The organism is Streptomyces sp. ADI96-02 (assembly GCF_003846185.1).
Lineage (GTDB): Bacteria > Actinomycetota > Actinomycetes > Streptomycetales > Streptomycetaceae > Streptomyces.
Genome location: NZ_ML123034.1, coordinates 5,068,019 through 5,086,860 on the forward strand (window position 1 = coordinate 5,068,019; position 18,842 = coordinate 5,086,860).

14 protein-coding genes are annotated in these 18,842 nt (G+C 73.5%); 5 read left to right on the top strand and 9 right to left on the bottom strand.

What is annotated here, in order from left to right:
* Nucleotide 1: 1 nt before the first annotated feature.
* From EES43_RS22430 to eccE, 9 genes are all read right to left on the bottom strand, one after another.
* A complete protein-coding gene (locus EES43_RS22430) occupies nucleotides 2-1,009 on the bottom strand; it encodes an oligopeptide/dipeptide ABC transporter ATP-binding protein (protein ID WP_124270373.1) in 1,008 nt (335 codons plus the stop codon).
* A complete protein-coding gene (locus tag EES43_RS22435; RefSeq protein ID WP_164493224.1) occupies nucleotides 1,006-2,121 on the bottom strand; it encodes an ABC transporter ATP-binding protein in 1,116 nt (371 codons plus the stop codon). The genes EES43_RS22430 and EES43_RS22435 overlap by 4 nt, the downstream gene beginning before the upstream one ends.
* Complete coding sequence (locus EES43_RS22440) at nucleotides 2,118-3,128, bottom strand: ABC transporter permease (RefSeq protein ID WP_241192498.1); 1,011 nt, start codon at nucleotides 3,126-3,128, stop codon at nucleotides 2,118-2,120. The genes EES43_RS22435 and EES43_RS22440 overlap by 4 nt, the downstream gene beginning before the upstream one ends.
* Nucleotides 3,125-4,213: an ABC transporter permease gene (locus EES43_RS22445; RefSeq protein ID WP_124270374.1), complete on the bottom strand. Its 1,089-nt coding sequence runs from the start codon at nucleotides 4,211-4,213 to the stop codon at nucleotides 3,125-3,127. The genes EES43_RS22440 and EES43_RS22445 overlap by 4 nt, the downstream gene beginning before the upstream one ends.
* 3 nt (nucleotides 4,214-4,216) lie before the next feature.
* The gene (locus EES43_RS22450) at nucleotides 4,217-6,094 is read right to left on the bottom strand and encodes an ABC transporter substrate-binding protein (protein ID WP_124270375.1); all 1,878 of its coding nucleotides are present in this window, start codon (nucleotides 6,092-6,094) and stop codon (nucleotides 4,217-4,219) included.
* 197 nt (nucleotides 6,095-6,291) lie between these two features.
* The gene (locus EES43_RS22455; protein ID WP_124270376.1) at nucleotides 6,292-9,486 is read right to left on the bottom strand and encodes an SCO5717 family growth-regulating ATPase; all 3,195 of its coding nucleotides are present in this window, start codon (nucleotides 9,484-9,486) and stop codon (nucleotides 6,292-6,294) included.
* A 362-nt stretch (nucleotides 9,487-9,848) separates the two neighbouring features.
* Nucleotides 9,849-10,082, bottom strand: coding sequence for a DUF397 domain-containing protein (locus tag EES43_RS22460; protein WP_124270377.1), 234 nt, complete (start codon nucleotides 10,080-10,082; stop codon nucleotides 9,849-9,851).
* Between the two features lie 86 nt (nucleotides 10,083-10,168).
* Nucleotides 10,169-10,891, bottom strand: a complete 723-nt coding sequence (locus EES43_RS22465; RefSeq protein WP_124270378.1) for a hypothetical protein — start codon at nucleotides 10,889-10,891, stop codon at nucleotides 10,169-10,171.
* An 8-nt stretch (nucleotides 10,892-10,899) separates the two neighbouring features.
* Nucleotides 10,900-12,240, bottom strand: a complete 1,341-nt coding sequence (gene eccE / locus EES43_RS22470; RefSeq protein ID WP_124270379.1) for a type VII secretion protein EccE — start codon at nucleotides 12,238-12,240, stop codon at nucleotides 10,900-10,902.
* 183 nt (nucleotides 12,241-12,423) lie between these two features.
* On the opposite strand from eccE, the gene eccB reads away from it, so the two are divergent.
* The 5 genes from eccB to EES43_RS22495 all read left to right on the top strand — a co-directional run bounded on the left by eccB (nucleotide 12,424) and on the right by EES43_RS22495 (nucleotide 18,841).
* Nucleotides 12,424-13,950: a type VII secretion protein EccB gene (eccB, locus tag EES43_RS22475; RefSeq protein ID WP_124270380.1), complete on the top strand. Its 1,527-nt coding sequence runs from the start codon at nucleotides 12,424-12,426 to the stop codon at nucleotides 13,948-13,950.
* Nucleotides 13,951-13,964: 14 nt separating this feature from the next.
* On the top strand, nucleotides 13,965-15,218 hold the full coding sequence (gene mycP / locus EES43_RS22480; protein WP_124270381.1) for a type VII secretion-associated serine protease mycosin: 1,254 nt from the start codon (nucleotides 13,965-13,967) through the stop codon (nucleotides 15,216-15,218).
* Between the two features lie 155 nt (nucleotides 15,219-15,373).
* Nucleotides 15,374-15,829: a hypothetical protein gene (locus EES43_RS22485; RefSeq protein WP_241192499.1), complete on the top strand. Its 456-nt coding sequence runs from the start codon at nucleotides 15,374-15,376 to the stop codon at nucleotides 15,827-15,829.
* Complete coding sequence (locus EES43_RS22490) at nucleotides 15,826-17,565, top strand: WXG100 family type VII secretion target (RefSeq protein ID WP_124270382.1); 1,740 nt, start codon at nucleotides 15,826-15,828, stop codon at nucleotides 17,563-17,565. The genes EES43_RS22485 and EES43_RS22490 overlap by 4 nt, the downstream gene beginning before the upstream one ends.
* A 28-nt stretch (nucleotides 17,566-17,593) precedes the next feature.
* Nucleotides 17,594-18,841 (top strand): S8 family serine peptidase, encoded by a 1,248-nt coding sequence (locus EES43_RS22495; protein ID WP_124270383.1) that lies wholly within the window; start codon nucleotides 17,594-17,596, stop codon nucleotides 18,839-18,841.
* Nucleotide 18,842: the final 1 nt, after the last annotated feature.

Below are 18,842 nucleotides of genomic sequence, written 5' to 3' on the forward strand. Positions count from 1 at the left end.
CTCACCCCGCGTCGCTCGCCGGCCCCGCCCCGGCCACGGCCGCGGCCCAGTGACAGGCCACCCGGGAACCCGGACCGCCGCCCAGCACCGGCAGATCCCGCCCCCGGCACGCCGCCGCCACCCCCGCCTGCTGCGCCCGGCCGGAGGCGAGGACCTGGCAGCGGACGTGGAAACGGCAGCCCGACGGAACGTCGGAGGGGTCCGGCGGCTCCCCGGCCAGGACCACCGGCTCCACCGACGACTCGGGCAGCACGGACAGCAGGGCCTGGGTGTACGGGTGCCGGGGCGTCGTCAGCAGCTCCTCGACCGGACCCGTCTCCACGATCCGCCCCAGGTACATCACCGCGACCCGGTCCGCGATGTTCCAGGCCAGCCCCAGATCGTGGGTGACCACCAGCGCCGAGAGCCCCAGCTCGTCCCGCAGGCGCAGCAGGAGCGCCAGGATCTCGCCCCGCACCGAGGCGTCCAGCGACGCCACCGGCTCGTCGGCCACGATCAGCTCCGGCTCCAGCACCAGCGCGCCGGCGATCACCACACGCTGGCGCTGACCGCCCGACAGTTCGTGCGGGTAGCGCAGGAAGAACCGCTCCGCGGGCCGCAGCCCCGCCCGCGCCAGCGCCCGCGCGACCGCCGCCTGCTCGTCGCCGGCGTACCCGTGGATGCGCAGGCCCTCCGCGACCGCGTCGTACACGGTGTGCCGGGGGTTGAGCGAGCCGCTGGGGTCCTGGAGCACCAGCTGAACCCGTCGGCGGTACGCCTTGAGCGCACCGCCCGTGTACTCCAGCGGCACCCCGCCGAAGGCGACCCGCCCGGAGGTGGGCGGCACCAGCCCCAGCAGGGACCGGGCGAGCGTCGTCTTGCCGCAGCCGGACTCGCCGACCAGCGCGACGATCTCGCCGGGCCCGACGTCGAGGTCGACGCCGTCGACGGCACGGGCGGCGGCGGCCCCGCGCCGGCCGGGGAAGGAGACCTTCAGCGCCTCGGCGCTGAGCAGGGGAGGGGTGCTCATGTGGTGCTCCTCGTCTCCTCGGACCCGGGGCCGGAGTCCCGCGCGAGAGGTCCGGACGCCGATGGTCCGGACACGGATGGTCCGGACGCCGCCGCGGCTCCCGGGGCCACCAGCACGCAGGCCGCCCGGTGCCCGTCGGCCGCCTCGCGCAGCTCCTGGTCCTCGGCGGCGCACACGGCCGCGGCCTGCGGGCAGCGCGGGTGGAAGGCGCAGCCCGTCGGCAGGGCGGCAGGGTCCGGCGGATCGCCCGGCAGCCCGCGCGGGGCGTGCCGGGAGGACGGGTCGCCGATCGTGGGGAAGGCCGCCGACAGCGCCCGGCCGTACGGATGGCGGGCCCGCTCGTACACCTGCCGGGCCGGGCCCTCCTCGACGATCCGCCCCGCGTACATCACGGCCAGCCGGTCGCACGTGTCGGCCAGCACCGCCAGATCGTGGCTGATCATGATGAGCCCGAGGTCCTGGTCGGCGACCAGCCCTTCGAGCAGCCGCAGGATCTGCGCCTGGATCATGACGTCGAGCGCGGTGGTCGGCTCGTCGGCGACGACCAGGCGCGGATCGCAGGCCAGCGCCATGGCGATCATCACGCGCTGGCGCTGGCCGCCGGACAGCTCGTGCGGATAGGCGCGGGCACGGGTGGCGGGCAGCCCGACCTGCTCCAGCAGCTCACCGGCGCGCCGCCGGGCCGCCGCCCGGGTGGTCCGGCCGTGCAGCAGCACGGGCTCGGCGATCTGGTCGCCGATCCGGTGCACGGCGTTCAGCGAGTGCATCGCGCCCTGGAAGACGATCGACGCCCCCGCCCACCGGACCGCCCGCAGCCGCCCCCACCGCATGGTCAGCACGTCCTCGCCGTCCAGCAGGATCCGGCCGGACAGCGTCGCCGACCGGGGCAGCAGCCGCAGCAGCGCGAGGGCCAGCGTCGACTTCCCGCACCCGGACTCCCCGGCGATGCCCAGCTTCTGACCGGCCGCCACCCGCAGGTCGACGCCGCGCACGGCCGGTACGGAGCCGGCCCCGCCGCCGTACGCGACGCGCAGGTCCCGCACCTCCAGCAGCGGGGGACCGCCGGAGGGCCGGCCCGGATCAGCGTGCGCGCTCGTGGTCGCGGCGGTCAACGGGACACCCCCAGCTCGGGGTTGAGCACGGACTCGACGGCACGGCCGCAGAGGGTGAAGGCGAGGGCGACCAGGGCGATGGCGAGGCCGGGCGGCGCGAGGTACCACCAGTCGCCGGAGCTGACGGCCCCGGCCTCGCGGGCGTCCTGGAGCAGCCCGCCCCAGGAGACGATCGTCGGATCGCCGAGCCCGAGGAAGGCGAGCGTCGCCTCGGTGAGGATCGCGGTCGAGATCACCAGGGTGGTCTGGGCGAGCACCAGCGGCATCACGTTCGGCAGGACGTGGCGGGACATGATGTGGCCGTGCCCGCCGCCCAGCGCGCGGGAACGCTCGATGTAGGGCCGGGACTCGACGGACAGCGTCTGGGCCCGCACCAGCCGGGCGGTCGTCGGCCACGTCGTCACGCCGATCGCGAGGACCGTCGTCCAGATCGACCGGGACAGGACGGTGGCCAGCGCGATGGCGAGGACCAGCGTCGGCATCACCAGGAACCAGTCCGTGATCCGCATGGCGACGCCTCCGTACCAGCCCCGGAAGTGGCCCGCGGTGATCCCGACGAGCGTGCCGATGGCCACCGACAGGAACGCGGCGAGCAGCCCCACGGTCAGCGAGACCCGGGTGCCCCAGAGCATCAGGGCGAGCAGACTGCGCCCGAACTGGTCGGTCCCCAGCGGGAACGCGGCGCTCGGCGCCTCCAGCGGACCGCCCGGGGCGTCGGTCACGCTCAGCGCACCGGCCCCCACCAGCAGCGGGGCCGTCAGCGCGAGCAGCGCGATCGCCGCCAGCACGGCGAGACCGACGAGCCCCGCCCGGTGCGCGCGGTACTCCCGTACGAAACGCAGCGCGGCCTGCCGCCGACGGGCCCGCGCCAGGGCGCGCGGACCGCTCCTCCCCGCCCCGGGCGGCCCCGGGCGGACCTCCCCGCCCGGTGCCGCCCCGCCGGCGGCGTCCTTCCCGGCGGGTTCCTTCCCGGCGTCGTCCGTCGCGGCATCGGTCGAGGTCGTCATCGGCCCACCCGGGGATCGAGCAGCGGATAGATCACGTCGGCGAGCGTGTTCATCAGGATCACCGCAGCGGCGAAGACGAAGAACAGCGCCTGCACCAGCGGCAGGTCGGGCACGCTCAGCGCCTGGTAGAAGAGGCCGCCGAGACCCGGCCAGGAGAAGACGGTCTCCACCAGGATGGCCCCCGCGACCGTCGTGCCGAGGTTCACGAAGAGCAGGGTGACGGTCGGCAGCATCGCGTTCGGCACGGCGTGCCGGCGGCGCACGGCGTCGTCGCGCAGGCCCTTGGCGCGGGCCGTCGTCAGATAGTCGCCGCCCATCTCGTCCAGCAGCGAGGAGCGCATCACCAGCAGGGTCCGGGCGTACTCCACCGCGACGAGCGTGACCACGGGCAGCACCAGGTGGTGCGCGATGTCGAGGACGCGGGCGAAGCCGCTGGTGGAACCGGTCTCCATACCGCCGGTCGGGAAGAGCCCGGGGACCGGGCCGACGCCCACCGACAGGGTGGTGATGAGGAGCAGCCCGAGCCAGAACGAGGGCACCGAGTACAGCGTCAGCGCGAGGGCGGTGCCGGCGCGGTCCCCGGCGCTCCCGTTGCGCCAGGCCGACCGGGCGCCCAGCCAGATGCCGAGGACGCTGTAGAGGACGAAGGCGGTCCCGGTGAGCAGCAGCGTCGCGGGCAGCGCTTCCGCGATCTTGTCGACGACGGGGGCGCGGAACTGGTACGACGTACCGAAGTCGCCGGTGAGTGCCTTGCCGCAGTACTGGGTGAACTGCTGCCACAGCGGCAGGTCGAGGCCGAACTCCCGGCGCATCGCCGCGATCTGATCGGCCGACACCTGACGGCCGCCGGTCATCTGCTTGACCGGGTCGCCCGGGATCAGCCGGAAGAGGAAGAAGCCGGTGACCAGGACGGCGAGGAGGGAGACGGCGGCCCCGGCCAGCCGGCCCGCCGCGTACCGGGCGTAGGCCGCGGCTCCGCCGGACCGCGGGGTGCGGGACGGCGTCCCGGGCGCGTCGCCGGAGCGCGGGCCGGGACGCCTCGCCGGTCCTTCGTCGTCGAGTACGGGAGTGCTCTCCGCGCTCATGGCCTATTCACGGTCTTCCGCGGTCGCGCGGCGGCGCAGGGCGACCAGCAGCCCACCGCCCGTGAGGACGGCGACGGCGACGCCGAGTCCGCCGAGCACGCTGCCGGCGCTGCGGACGGAACCCGAGGGGCCGGCCGCGGAGGCCCCGGCCGCCGGGACGGCCGACCACCAGCTCCAGTAGCCGTCCTGGCCGAAGATGTTGCCCCCGGCCGACGGCATGGTCGTGATGGACGCGATGTGATCGGTGCGGTACGCCTCCACGGCATTCGGGTACGCCATGACGTTCATGTACCCGGTGTCGTACAGCCGCGACTCCAGTTGTCTGACCACAACCGCCCGCTTGGCGGGGTCGTACTCGGCCAGTTGCCTCGCGTAGAGCCGGTCGTAGAGCCGGTCGCAGATGAAGTTGTCGGTCGCGGCCGACTCCTTCGGGCGGGAGGGCAGCGCCGCGCAGGTGTGGATCGACAGGACGAAGTCGGGGTCCGGGTTGACGGACCAGCCGTCGAAGGCGAGGTCGTACTCTCCGGCGTACCAGGGGTCGGAGACGTTGTCGCGGCAGTCGACCTCCAGCCCGACGCCCAGGTTCCCCCACCACTCCTGGAGGTACTTGCCGACCGCCTTGTCGTTGGGGTCGGTGGCGTGGCACAGGATGCGCAGGTCCAGCGGCCGGCCGTCCTCGCCGACCCGCTTGCCCTCACCGTTCCTCCGGTAGCCGGCCCGGTCCAGCAGGGCCGCGGCCCCGGCCGGGTTGTGGGCGATCCGCTGCCCGGCGGAGGGCCGCCAGAAGTAGTCGGCGAAGCGCGGCGGGATGTAGCCCTCGCCCTCGACGGCGTGGCCCCGGAACACCTTGTCGACGATGGCCCTGCGGTCGACCGCCATGAACAGCGCGCGCCGGACCCCGCGGTCCAGCAGCGCCGGATGGCCGTCGCCGAACCTCGTACCGTCCTTGGTCCGTGCGCCCGGATTGACCGCCAGGGCGAAGAAGCGCCGCCCCGGAGCGTCGTTCACCCGGATGCCCGGGGCCTTCTCCAGCGAGGCGGCCTGGGCCGGGGTGAGGCCGGGGCTGCCCGCGACGAACGACACCTCGCCCTTGCGCAGGGCGGACACCGCCGCGTCCTGGTCCTTGTAGTAGCGGAAGACGATCTCGTCGAACTTCGGCGGCCCGCGCCAGAAGTCCTTGTTGGCCCGCAGCCGCACGAAACTGTCGACCTTGTAGTCGGTCAGGACGAACGGCCCGTTGCCGACGACGGGGAAGTCCACGTCGTTGTTGAACCGGGAGAGGTCGCCCACCTTCTCCCAGACGTGCCGGGGCACGATGGGCACGTCCAGCGCGGCCATCGTCGCCTGCGGCTTTCTGAGCCTGATGACCAGCGTGTCCGCGCGCGGTGCGGTCACCTTCGCGAAGTTGCCGACGAAGCTGCCGTTCGACGTCGCCGCGCCCTCGTCCGTCATCATCGTGTTGAACGTCCACGCGGCGTCCTCGGCGGTGGCCCGCCGCCCGTCCGACCACGTCGAGTCCGACCGGATCGTGTACGTCCAGGTCAGCTTGTCCGGCGAGGACCGCCACGCGGTGGCGAGCCCCGGCACCGCCCGCTGGTCCCCGGCGTCGTAGTTGGTGAGGTAGTCGTACATCAGCCGGTGGATGCTCGTGCTGATCAGCCGCTGGGCGAGGAACGGGCTGAGCGAGTCGACGCTCTGCGCGACCGCGACAGTGAGCGTCGTCCGGGCCCCGGCGGCGTGAGCGGCGGCGGACCCCGGAGCGTCCGGAGGTCCCGGGACGACGGATGCGGCGACCAGCGCCAGGGCGGTCGCGCCCGAGCGGGCGAGGAGGCGCGGACGCGTGCGCTGCCGAGGTTCGCGGGAGGGGACTCGTGTGACCATGGACGGGACCTCGCGTCATCACTCGCTCGGAGCAGGGCGGGCGGATCTCCGGTACACCGGTTGCCGAAGCGAAGGTCTACCAGCGCCGCCGACCCGCGTCAACGGTGACTCAAACGGCGTGTGGGCTGCGGCGATACGCCAAAGAGCCCGCACCGCGCGAGCGGTACGGGCTCTCGTCGGCCGAGAACGCTACGGTCTCACCGACCGGATTCCGGCGGCACCTGACCCGGCGTCCGCTGCCGTCCCGCGGGCGGCACGGGACCCTCCGGATCCGGCTGGCCTGCCGGATCGTCCGATCCGCGCTGCGGCGGCCCCTGCTGCGCGGCACCTGCCGCGGGCGCTCCCGGCGGGCTCTGCGGAGGCAGCGGCTGCTGCCACCCGCCCTGCGCGCCGCCGGGCGCCGGCTGCGGCGGGTAGGGCTGCTGCGGAGGCAGCGGAGCACCCGGTCCGGCGGCCGGATATCCCCCGTACGGCGGCTGTGCGGGGTACGGCTGCTGGGAGTACGGCTGCGCGCCCGGCTGCGGCGGATAGGGCCGGCCGGGGGCGGGCTGCTGCGGCGCGTAGGGATGCTGGGCCTGGGCCTGGGCGGGCTGAGCCGGCGTCGGCCGGCCCGGGGCGTACGGGCCGGGGGGCTGGTGGCCCGGAGCCTGGTGGCCGGGGCCGGGCTGCTGCTGCGCGTACGGCTGACCGGGGGCGTACGGGGCGGAGGCAGGCTGACCGGGGCCCTGCTGACCGGGGCCCTGCTGCCCCGGGATCGGCTGTCCGGCCACGAACTGCTGTCCGGCCACCATCGGCTGTCCGGGCATCGGCTGTCCCTGGTAGCCCGGCTGGCCCGGCATCGGCGGGGCGAACTGCGGCGGCGGGCTTTGGCCGTCGGAGGTCCACAGCCCCTGCTGCTGCTGGGCGCGCGCGAAGTCCTCGGCGACCAGGGCCGAGAGGTTGAAGTACGCCTCGCGGGTCTTGGGCCGCATCATGTCGAGGTCGACCTCGGCGCCCGCGGCCAGATGCTCGTCGAACGGGACGACGACGACACCCCGGCATCGCGTCTCGAAGTGCTGCACGATGTCGTCCACCTTGATCATCTTGCCGGTCTCGCGGACCCCGGAGATGACGGTGAGTGAACGCTGCACCAGATCCGCGTACCCGTGGGCCGAGAGCCAGTCCAGGGTGGTGGAAGCGCTGGACGCGCCGTCGACGGAAGGCGTGGAGATGATGATCAGCTGGTCCGCGAGGTCCAGCACCCCGCGCATCGCGCTGTAGAGCAGCCCGGTGCCGGAGTCGGTGAGGATGATCGGGTACTGCTTGCCGAGCACGTCGATCGCGCGCCGGTAGTCCTCGTCGTTGAACGTCGTCGAGACGGCCGGGTCCACGTCGTTGGCGATGATCTCCAGCCCGGAGGACGCCTGCGAGGTGAACCGTCGGATGTCCATGTACGAGTTGAGGTACGGGATCGCCTGGACCAGGTCGCGGATGGTGGCCCCGGTCTCGCGGCGCACCCGGCGTCCCAGCGTGCCCGCGTCCGGGTTGGCGTCGATGGCGAGGATCTTGTCCTGCCGCTCGGTGGCCAGCGTGGAGCCGAGCGCCGTCGTCGTCGTGGTCTTGCCGACCCCGCCCTTGAGGCTGATGACGGCGATCCGGTAGCAGGAGAGCACCGGCGTGCGGATCAGCTCCAGCTTGCGCTGCCGCTCGACCTCCTCCTTCTTCCCGCCCAGCTTGAACCGGGAGGCGGCGGAGGGCATCCGGCTGCTCCTGGCCCTCTGCTTACCGCGGACCAGGCGGTCGGAGGAGAGCTCGACGGCTGCCGTGTAACCGAGCGGCGCGCCGGGAACGGACCGCTCGCGCTGGTCGTGCGTGACCGGCGTGGGCCACCCGCCGCCGGCCCGCGGGTCGACGGGCTGCGGCTGTGCGCCGGGGCCGGCCTGCTGCTGACCCGGATGGGCGGGCTGCTCCGGCTGTCCGGGGTGGCCGTGCTGTCCGGGATGGCCTTGCTGTCCGGGGTGGGCGTGCTGCCCGGGGTGGGACTGGTGGGCCTGGGCCGGGAGGGCCTGGGCCGGGAGGTGGGGCGGCAGGCCCTGCGGCTGTTGGGGCGGCTGTGGTGTGTGGGGCGGCTGCGCCTGGGGGAACCCGTAGCCGCTCTGCGCGTTCTGCGGCGGCTGGGCGGGCGGGAAGCCGTAGCCGCCTGGCGCGTTCTGCCGCGGTTGCTGGAGCGGGAAGCCGTATCCGCCCGCGCCCTGCGGGGCCTGGGGGTGGGCCTGCGGGGGCAGCGGCGCGGCCTGGGCCGGGAACTGCTGTGCCTGCTGGGGAGGTTGGGGCTGCTGCGGAGGCCCGGACTGCTGGTACGTCGGCTGCGCCGGCGGGGCCGCCTGCGGGAAGCCGTAACCGCCGGGTGCTCCCTCGGCCGGCTCGACGCCGGGCCACTGCCCCGCGGGCTGGGGGGCGGACGGCTGCGGGGCCGCCGGCTGGAAGGCGGGCGGCAGCGGCGGCAGCGCACCGCTCTGAGCGGGCGGGGACCACGGGACCGGCGCGGCGGCGGCCTGCGGCACGTCCGGCACCTGCGGAGCCTGCTGCGGAACGGCGTCCTCGGGCACGGCGTCGTGCGGCGTCGCGTCGGCCGCAGCGCCGGACGGCGGGTCGCCGCCCTCGGCGTCCCGCGCGGCGGTACCGGTCGCGGCGGACGCGTCCGCCGTGTACGAGTCATCCGAAGGGCTCGCGCCGTCCGGGAGACCGCCGGCCTCCGCCGGGGCGCCTCCGTCCGGCTCCGCCCCGGAACCGTTCCCGGAGTCGCCCGCCGCCCCGGCCACCCCGGAGGCGTCCCGCGCGCCCGCGCCTGCGTTGCCCGCCGCTCGCGCGTCGTACGGCTCGTCGACGGAGCCCGGCTCCGCCGACGCGCCACCGGCGACCACGTCGGCACGCCGCTCCGGCTCCGGCACCCGGTCCGACGCCGTCCCGGCGGCCTTCGCCTCGGCCTCGCGCTCCGCGATCTCCCGCTTGAGGGCGGCCGGCGTGAACCGCATCGTGGCACCGCTCTCCACATCGCCGCCCCCGAACGTCCCGCTGTCACGCGGCGGTTCGGCAGGAGCGGCTGGAGGTGCGGGGGCGACCGGTTGTGGCGGAAGGGGCGGCGACGGAGGCGCGGGCGTCCAGTGCGGATCGAAACCGCCCGGAGCCGGCGCACCCGGCACGGAGACGGGCGCTCCGTTCGGTGGCGGAGGCGGCGGCGCCAGATGCGAACCCGCTCCGCCGGAGGAGTCCCCCGCCGCGTTCTGCGTGTACCAGGCGGGAGGGGTGTAGTCGATGGTGAACTCACCCGTCATCTCGGCGGGATCCGCGTCGGACGACTCGTCGACGGGCAGATCCCATCGGCCGCGGTTCTCGTCCCGATCGCCGTTCACTTTGCCTCCTGGTGTGGTCGAGCACCCTTGTGCCGTGGTGGGTGGGGGCGACCGTTCCCGTTCGTCCGGTACGCCCGGCTCTCCCCTGGCGACGCGCATCACCCGCTCGCAGGTCTTCTCCCGCGCCCTCACCCACCCTAATCGCCATCGGGCCGACTCAGGCAGGCCGTATCGGACGCCGAAGAGCCTCCGGAGGATCGCGTGCGGCGGCCCCGGCGGATCGCCTGCCGCGCCCCGGCGAACCGGGTGCGGCACGACCGGAGGCAGGAGACCGCCGACGCACGCCATCGCGTCGCGTACGGACGCGGCGAAGGGCGGCGGCCCCGACCGGCCCGCCACCCTCGTCGTCCACCCGGGGACCGCTACGTGAGGTCGAACTCCCCGTCGCGCGCGCCCAGGACGAACGCCGTCCACTCGGCCTCCGTGTACCGCAGGACGGTGTCCGGGTCGAGCGACGAGCGCATCGCGACCCCGCCTCCGGGCAGATGCGCGATCTCGACCCGCTCCTCGACGTCCTCGGTGCCGGGCGCGCTCAGCCACGTCACCTCCGAGATGTCGAGAGCGTAGAGCTCGTCCTTCTCCTGCTGGGTGCCCATGCCGGCGTCCCTTCGATCGAACGGTGTCGTTGTCTGCCCCATGCTCCCCGCTGGAAGCGGCGCGCGTCGGGGGAATGCGGCAGGATTCAGTCCATCCGGCGAGCCGCGCCCAGCAGACCCGTCTCCGCGTCCGTCGCGCTCGTCATCACCCAGTGGCGCTCGCGGCCCGCCACCCAGAGTGTGACACCGTCCGCGAGGGTCGGCAGCGCCTCCCACTCCGCCTGCGCGAGCCCGAGGATCCGGCCGATCTGCTCCGCCTCGGTGGGCGAGACCCGCTGGACGCCCACCAGCGCGGACGAACGCATCAACCTCGGTGCCACGGGGCTCAGATAGGGCAGCAGCGTCAGCACCGACTGCCAGGGGGAGGAGACCACCCGGCCTCTCGGCGGTCGCATGCCGCAGTCCCGTACGACCACCACCGGACTGCCCACGGTCGCACCCGTCGGCGGCACCCGGCCCACGTCGTACAGGGAGACGCACTCCAGTCCGGCTCCGGCCGCCTGCGCCAGCGTCGTCCACGCCTGGACCCGTCCGGTCTCCACCGCCACCCGCGCCCCGGTGCCCGCCGCCCGCAGGGCCAGCACCTGCGCCGTCCAGAGGCCGCCGATCAGCGTGACGTCGTACGGCGCGGGCCGGTGGAAGCCGATCAACTGCGGGCGGTCCTCGGCGTCGTTGCCGATGATGACGCCGTCGTCGCCGACCGGCAGCGACAGCGCGCCCAGATGGTCGGCGGCCACGGTGTGCCCCGCGTGGCGCGGGCCGCGCAGCCCCCGCAGGCCGCGCCTCGGCTCGGTCGTCCGGTTCGTCACGACGCCCCTCACTGCGCTCCTCCCAGCGGAAGCGTCGCCAGCACACCCGGCAACTGCTCGCGGTCCAGCCGTACGAGACCCACCTTGGCGTGGCGCGCGGCCTGCTCCAACGTCCTTCGGACACCGACCAGTTCGGTGTCCGATCCCCCGGTCACCCGGACATGGCCGCTCACCTGCGTCGAGCCCTGCCGACCGCCCTGACGTACCGTCAGGCTGAAGGTCGTCGCATGGGCCGGCACCGAGGTCAGCAGCGCCACCAACTGCGGCAGCGGCGTCGCGCCCCGGCCCAGTTCGGGCCAGCGGTCCACCGCGTACGTGGTGTGCCACCGGTCGTCGCACCGCCACACCCTCGACGTCTCCGTCGTACGGCGCTGCGGCGCGGCGTCCGGCCGCCCGGCCCGGCCCGACAGGATCGGGCTGGCGCACGCCGACGTCGCGACCGCCGAGTTCAGCTCCTCCTGGTCGAGCACCACGGCCCGGAAGCCCGCCCCGGTGATCCGGCTCGCCACATGGTCGGCGACCCGCACCAGGCACCGCTGCGCCCCCTCGACCCCGCCGCCGCGCGCCTCGATCGCCTCACGGCACAGCTCCGGATCCAGCTTCACCGCCACCCACGTCATCCGCAGGGCGGGAGCACCGGTCCGGTCCTGGAGCGGCGCGTACGAGAGCCGGGCCACCGACTGCTGCGGCAGGTGCGGCGCGGGAGCGCAGCGCACCTGCTGCACCAACTGCGCCGACTCCAGCACGATGTCGTCCACGGTGAGGGCGTCGCCCAGCAGGGACAACGGAAGCGAACGGGCGCCGAACGCCGGCCGCAGCGCCTCACCGCTCGCCTCGACCCGCACCACCGCGGTCAGGAAGGAACCGTCGCCGACCATGCCCACCGTGCGGTGGTCGCGGTCCACGTATATGTGGGGGCCGAACCCGGGCACGCTCTCCGCGACCGGGGCCAGCATCGGCTCGGCGTCCGGGGCCGGGGCGGTCGCCGTGCGCCGGCGGGCCCTGAGCGCCAGGGCGGTGGCGAGCCAGTCCTGAACGGCCCGGCCCCGGCGGCGCACCACCGCGAGCGGAACGAGCAGGCAGGCCAGCACCAGCGCGGGCGCCAGCCACGCGCCGCCGAGCGCCAGACCGGCCGCGGCGAGCGCCAGGGCCGCCTCGACGATGACCAACTGCCGCAGGACGGGCCGCACCCGGCCGGTCCGCGAGATGGAGTGCAGCGTCGTCGCGGCGGGGGCGCTCGGTGCGGGTGAGGGGCTGGTCGCGGCGGGTTCGTTGCTGCGTTGCCGCCGGGAAGGCCCGAGGCTCCGGCGGGCGGACCGCCCAGTACGCTCACGCGTAGCTGCACCCATCGCCGCGTTGCCCCCTCGTGTCCGTATTCACCGTTTTTTACACGGGTGTTGATCGGGTCGTCACCCTACCTGAGCAGTGTGCGCAGGGCTCCAAGAGGCATAGTAGGGGCCCGGTGCGACCTCGGGGGCGGGCGGCGTGTGTGGCACCCTGGTCGACCACTGGGGAGAAGGGGCAGCGGACATATGGCATCACGGCGGGATGAACTCAACGCCTACACCTTTGCGAAGCGGAGGTTGATCGCACAGTTCCTGCAACCCAACCCCACCGGTTCCGAGGAAGGCGCGCCGCGTCCGCTGCGCGCGGTGGTGCCGGGCGCGATCGTGGGCGTCGTGGTCCTCGCCGTGTTCGGCGCCTGGGGCATGTTCAAACCGGTCGCCCCGAAGCAGTGGGACGAGCCCGGGAAGAACGTCATCATCGCCAGCAAGTCCACCACCCGGTACGTGGTGCTGGAGACCGACGGCAGGAAGCAGCTCCACCCCGTACTGAACATGTCGTCCGCCAAGCTGCTGCTGACCCCGGACCGGGGCCAGGTCGTCAACGTCGACGAGTCGGTCCTGGACAGCGGGAAGATCCCGCACGGCGCCACCCTCGGCATCCCCTACGCCCCCGACCGCCTGCCCGACCCGAAGGACGCCGGGGCCGCCAAGCGGTGGGCCGTGTGCGAGCGCCCCGGTGAGGGCGGCCGGGCCATCCAGAAGGCGGCCTTCGTGTTCGCCGAGCGCGAGAAGGGGAAGACCGACGACGCCCGCCGCCTGAGCGGCGGTGAGCTGATGTACGTCGAGGGGCCCGGCCGCGCCCGCTACATCGTGGACGCCCAGGGCAAGGCGTACCCCGTCGGGAACGACGAACTGCTGCTGCGCACCCTGGTCGGCGAGGACCGCCGGCCCCAGCGGGTCTCCGCCGCCTGGCTGGCCACGCTGCACACCGGGGACCCGATCGCCTTCCCCGCGCTGGACGGCGTCCCGGGCTCCCCGGCGGGCGTCCCCGGCACCCTGGAGCGGGAGGCGAACCGGGTCGGCATGGTCCTCGCCGCGAACTCCGGAACCAAGACCCAGCGCTACGTCGTCCTGCCCGGCAGGGTGGCCCCCGTCACCGACTTCACCGCCAAACTCCTCCTCAGCAGCCGGGACTTGACCACCGTGGGCCAGGCGGGACGGGAGACGCCCGTCAGCGCCGGAGCATTCCGGCCGGGCAGGGCGTTCGGCGCGGGCGTCGACTGGCCGGCCGGCGCACCCGAAGCCGTCAACTCGCCGAGCGTCACCAAGGGAAGCCGCAACACCGTGTGCAACGTCCTGCGCGGCGTCGACGCCGACACCGGGGCCACCACGCTGAGCACCTGGGCGGCCACGGACTTCCCGGCGGCGCTGCCCACCGGCTCCAGCAGCGCCTACGTCACGCCCGGATCGGGCGAGTTCTTCCGCCAGTTCAAGGGCTCCCGGACCGACGTCGGCTTCCTCTTCCTCGTCACCGACACCGGGCTGCGCTACGCGATGCAGTCCAACAGCGACAGCGGCCAGGACGACTCCGGCATCGGCGAGTCCGGCTCGAAGCGGGAGAGGGAGCAGCGCCGGCAGGAGGCGCAGCAGGCGCAGAGCCGGCTCGGCTACAAGGGCGTCGACCCCACGCCCGTACCGGCGGTCTGGTCCTCCTTCCTGCCGACGGGGCCCCGGCTCTCCACCGGCGCCGCCAGCCAGCCGCAGGGCTCGTGAGGGGCCGCACGGACATGACATCGCACGCTCGTCCGGCCCTCAGGCGGCTGCTGACCGCGTCGGCGGCCACCGCGGTCCTCCTCGTCACCCTGCCGGCCCTTCCCGCGGCGGCGGAAGGCTCGGCCCAGTGCACCTTCCCGTCGAAGAAGTACCCGGGCCGCCCCTGGGCGCTCCAGCGCGTCCTGATGGACGAACTGTGGAAGCAGTCCACGGGCGAGGGCGTCCGGGTGGCGGTCATCGACACCGGAGTCGACGTCAAGAACCCCCAGCTCACCCGCGCGGTCGACACCCGGGCCGGCCGCAACCTCCTGCCGCGGAACGCCAAGGCCGAGGACGGCACGAAGCTCGAACGGGGCAAGGAGAACGGCACCACCGACACGGTCGGCCACGGCACCAAGGTCGCCGGCATCATCGCCGCGCGCGAGATGAAGGGCACCGGCTTCACCGGCCTCGCCCCGGACGCGACGATCATCCCGCTCCAGCAGAACGACGCCGAGGGCAACGGCACCGCCGAGACGCTGGCCGACGCCATCCGCTACGCCGTCGACACGGCGAAGGCGGACGTCATCAACATCTCCCAGGACACCACCGACGCCGTGGAGCCGGCCCCCGCCCTCCGCCGGGCCGTCGACGACGCCCTGGCCAAGGACGTGGTGGTCGTCGCCTCCGCGGGCAACGACGGCCTGGGCGGCAACGTCAAGGCGACCTACCCGGCGTCGTACCGGGGCGTCCTGGCGGTGGCCTCGTCGGACCGCAACAACGAACGGGCGCCCTTCTCGCAGGCCGGAGAGTTCGTCGGCGTCGCGGCCCCCGGCGTGGACATGATCTCCACGGTCCCCGGCGGCGGCCACTGCGCGGACAACGGCACCAGCTTCTCCGCCCCGTACGTCGCCGGAGTCGCCGCGCTGATCAGGGCCAAGCACCCCGACTGGACGCAGAGGCAGGTCGTCGCGCAGATCCAGCAGACGGCGGAGCGCTCGATCGCGGGCCACGACCGCCTGGTCGGCTGGGGCGTCGTCGACCCGGTCCGCGCGCTCACCGAGGACGACAAGCCCATCGACCGCCCCGTAGCCGTCGAGGGCATGAGCAAGGGCGTAGCGCCCACCCCCGCCGAACTCCACCTGGGCGAGACGGCGGACGAGCGCAACGCCCGCCTGGCGACCTACGTCGTGGTGGGCGGCGGAGTGCTGGTGGCCGTCATCGCGGGCGCGGCCGTGGCCGTACGGGACAGCCGGCGACGTCTCGGAAGGCCGGCGGGCAGCGGCTGACCATGAGAGAAGTCACGTGGCCGGCAAGTCAATTGGCCGTGAGCGGGGCAGTGACTAGAGTTGTCGGGATGAGTTCGGATCAGATCGCGTCAGTGCGAAGGCAACGCGGAGCGATCTGAGCAAACGGGGATGCACGACGGGGGAGGAGCGGCACTGTGACCGATCCAGACGGTGGCGGGACTGGCGACATCAGGCGCGGAGTGGGCGCGCTGGAGAAGTTCAAGACGCGGGTCGACGCGCTGCTCGCGGACTTCGAGGGTTCGGCGGCCGGCCGGACGAACGTGGCGGCGCAGAAGATCTCGCGCGCCTCGCTGAGCGGCCCGAACGCACGCTTCGCGGAGGCCGACGGCCTTTACACGCAGTACGACCGCGTCCACGAGTCGCTGGTCTCCCTCTCGCGCTCGCTGGGCGAGCAGATCGAGTATCTGAGCCTGGGCGTGCACGCGGCGGCGGTGGGGTTCGACAACGTGGAGGACGACATCCGGCGTCGCTTCTACACGATCCAGGAGCGGATCGGCCCCGTTGACACGAAGAGCACCGGGCCCAGGGCAGGCAGCCCCGAGCCCCGCAACAACGAAGACCAGTCCGACTCCGGGTGGGCAGCGGAATGAGCGACGAGAACCAGCAGGAACTGACGCCTGCCGAGCAGCACCAGCAGGACGAGGGCCGCGTCCGGGCCCAACTGGTCGTCACCGACGTGACCGAGACGGTCGGCCGGGTCATGGGCGCCATCGGCTTCGGGAACCCGCGTACCGCGGGGCGTACCTCGTTCGAGGGACACGAGCTCAACGCCATGATCGACATGGTGGAGAACTCCAACCCGGAACACCTCGAAAGCGCGGGCGAGGAGCTGTGGAAGGCCAGGGACGCGATCCGGAGCGCGGCCCAGGAACTGGCCGACCACATCGAAGGGGTCGACTGGCAGGGCGAGTCGGGCAACGCCTTCCGCGACTGGGGCAAGGGCCTCGTCGCGCACGCCACCAAGCTCAGCGACTTCGCGGACGCGGCGGGCACGCAGATCACGGTGGCGGGCACGGGCCTGGCGTCGGTACGCAGCGCGATGCCGCCGCGCGACAGCCGCCTGGTGCGCAAGTCCCCGGAGGACATCGAGCTGCCGGCCCGGATCAAGGGCAACCCGGAGTACGAGGCCGCGCTCAAGGTGGAGAAGAACCGCCAGGAGGCCATCAACCAGGTCAACCGGCTGGCCTCGTACTACTCGGTGTCGGAGGAGGCGCTGGCGAACCAGGAGCCGCCGCGGTTCGAGAAGAAGCTGAACGTCGACATGCCGAGGCCGGAGGGAGGGGGAAGGTCACTTCCTCCGACGCACTCCTCGTCCCCGCACGCCGACGGTTCTGGCGGTGGTGAGTCCCCGGACGTCCCACCCCGGGAGAGCACCGGAGGACCAGGTGCCGTCACCGGTGGCAGCCGGCACGCGCCGACCGACGACCTCGGCCCCGCGCCGGTGCTGGACAAGGGCACGACGACCGAGATCAACAGCGTCGCCGCCCCGCCCGCCCCGCCGACGGCTCCGGACAGAGTGGCCGCCCCTTCGGCCACCGGTACGACGGGGTCGAGTGGAGTTTCGACGCCGCCGTTGGCACCCGGCTTCGTCAACCCCGTCCAGGGGAGTTCCGGGCGGGGCTCGGGTCCCGCAGGTTCGTCCCGACCCGTCAGCCAGTTCAGCGGAGGGCCGGGGAAGGCGTCTCCGTCCGCAGGCGGCCCTGCAACGGCCCACGGAAACGCCGGAAGCGCCGTGGGCCGTCCGGGAACGACCGGCGGCGGAGCGTCGGCGACCGGGCGCTCCGGCGGAGGCGTGCATGGTCCTGCCGCGGGCGCGTCCGGTGTGACCGGCGGCCGTCCGACGGCGGCCCCTGGAGGCTCGCCCGCAGGGGGCACCTCACGGGCGGCCGGCGGCAACGGCATCGTGGGCGGAACACCTCAGCGTGCGGCTTCCGGTACGGGGGGAGCGCGTGGAGTGGCGCGCGGAACCGTCATCGGCGGGCAGGGAGGGGCCCCGGCCAGGGGCGTCTCCGGCGCGACCGGTCGGGGAGTGATCGGGGGTACGGGAGGCACCACAGGGGCTGCTCGTCCCGGTGGACGTGGTGCCGCTCCCGCCGCCGGAGCCCATGGCGTGGTCGGAGCGGCCCGGGGAGCCTCGGGCAAGGGCCCTGGCCCTCAGGGGTTCACGTCGGGCGGAGCCGGGCTCGTCCGTGGTCCGGCCGGGCGACGGAACTCCGATCGGGACGACGAGGAAGAGACCGGATCGACTCGTCCGGACTACCTGACAGAAGACGAAGAGACATGGGCGGTCCGTCGGCCGGGAGCCGTGCCGCCGGTGATCGAGTAGCAGTTCCAGGGAAGGTTCGGAAGTCGGGATGACAGCAGGAATGGTCCTGGACCGGAAGCGGGCGTGGCGGCGTGTGCTCGGAGTGCTAGCTCTGGCCGTCTCGTGCAGTGCGACGCTCGTGGGCACCGCGCAGCCCGCCGCAGCTGCGGACGTGCAGTCCAAGCAGTGGTATCTCGGCGCGATGCAGGCTGAGGAAATGTGGAAGGTCACAAGAGGTGAAGGTGTCAAAGTCGCCGTTATCGACACCGGTGTGAACTCGTCCACCCCCTCGCTGAAGGGCCAGGTCCTCAAGGGGTTCGACGCCACTGAAGCTTCGGGCGAGGAGACCGACGATTACGACGGTCACGGTACGACCATGGCTGAGCTGATCGCCGGTACGGGCGAGGGCGGAGGGCTCCAGGGGCTTGCGCCCGGGACCAAGATCATCCCGATGCGCATCGGTGACGTGGAGTTCCAGAAGAGGAACTCCTCCAACGCCTATGACTGGGCTGACGCCATCCGAGCAGCCGCAGACAGCGATGCCAAGATCATCAGTATGTCCTTCGGCAGCCCCTTCGCCATGGAGCGTGAGCGCAAAGCCGTCGAGTACGCGGAGAGCAAGGGGAAGTTGTTCTTCGCAGCCGTGGGCAACGATGGCAAGGGGCGCAACAGGAAGGAGTATCCAGCCGCGTATCCGCAGGTCGTGGGAATCGCCTCGGCCGACCGCCAGGGAAAGGTGGCCGAGTACTCCCAGAACGGGACCACCGTCGACATCGCGTCCCCCGGGAACGACATCCCCCGCTGGTGCGACAACTCGTTCCAGCGCTACTGCGACGGTGACGGCGGCACCAGCGCCGCCACCGCCATCGCCTCGGCGTCGGCCGCCCTCGTATGGTCCGCGCACCCCGACTGGACCGCCAACCAGGTGCTCAACGTCCTCTTCGACACGGCCGGCCGTGACTGGGAGACGGGCACGCTCAGCAAGTACCTCGGCCACGGCCTGATCCGCCCCTCGATGAACATCCTCAAGGGCAAGGGCGACCCCGGAGCACCGGACGTCAGCCCGCTCACCGACGAGAAGACGGCCTCCGGCGCCGAGTCGTCCTCCCCGGCGGGGTCCGCGCCGCCGCAGCCCGCCGCGAACGGGTCGAAGGCCGAGGGCGAGGCCGTCGCGGCGGGGGAGGCCGAGTCCGGCGGCGGAGGTGGCCAGTCGGGGCTGATCCTCGGCGGAGTCGCCGTCGTGGCCATCCTCGGCGGAACGGCCTTCGTCGTGCTCCGGCGCCGCCGGGCCGCCTGAG

Bases quoted from the DNA above. Each gene is read 5' to 3' on its own strand.
- mycP (WP_124270381.1), top strand. From the start codon at position 13,965: ATGACATCGCACGCTCGTCCGGCCCTCAGGCGGCTGCTGACCGCGTCG.
- EES43_RS22450 (WP_124270375.1), bottom strand. From the start codon at position 6,094: ATGGTCACACGAGTCCCCTCCCGCGAACCTCGGCAGCGCACGCGTCCG.
- EES43_RS22495 (WP_124270383.1), top strand. From the start codon at position 17,594: ATGACAGCAGGAATGGTCCTGGACCGGAAGCGGGCGTGGCGGCGTGTG.
- EES43_RS22440 (WP_241192498.1), bottom strand. From the start codon at position 3,128: ATGACGACCTCGACCGATGCCGCGACGGACGACGCCGGGAAGGAACCC.
- eccB (WP_124270380.1), top strand. From the start codon at position 12,424: ATGGCATCACGGCGGGATGAACTCAACGCCTACACCTTTGCGAAGCGG.
- eccE (WP_124270379.1), bottom strand. From the start codon at position 12,240: ATGGGTGCAGCTACGCGTGAGCGTACTGGGCGGTCCGCCCGCCGGAGC.
- EES43_RS22490 (WP_124270382.1), top strand. From the start codon at position 15,826: ATGAGCGACGAGAACCAGCAGGAACTGACGCCTGCCGAGCAGCACCAG.
- EES43_RS22460 (WP_124270377.1), bottom strand. From the start codon at position 10,082: ATGGGCACCCAGCAGGAGAAGGACGAGCTCTACGCTCTCGACATCTCG.
- EES43_RS22445 (WP_124270374.1), bottom strand. From the start codon at position 4,213: ATGAGCGCGGAGAGCACTCCCGTACTCGACGACGAAGGACCGGCGAGG.
- EES43_RS22430 (WP_124270373.1), bottom strand. From the start codon at position 1,009: ATGAGCACCCCTCCCCTGCTCAGCGCCGAGGCGCTGAAGGTCTCCTTC.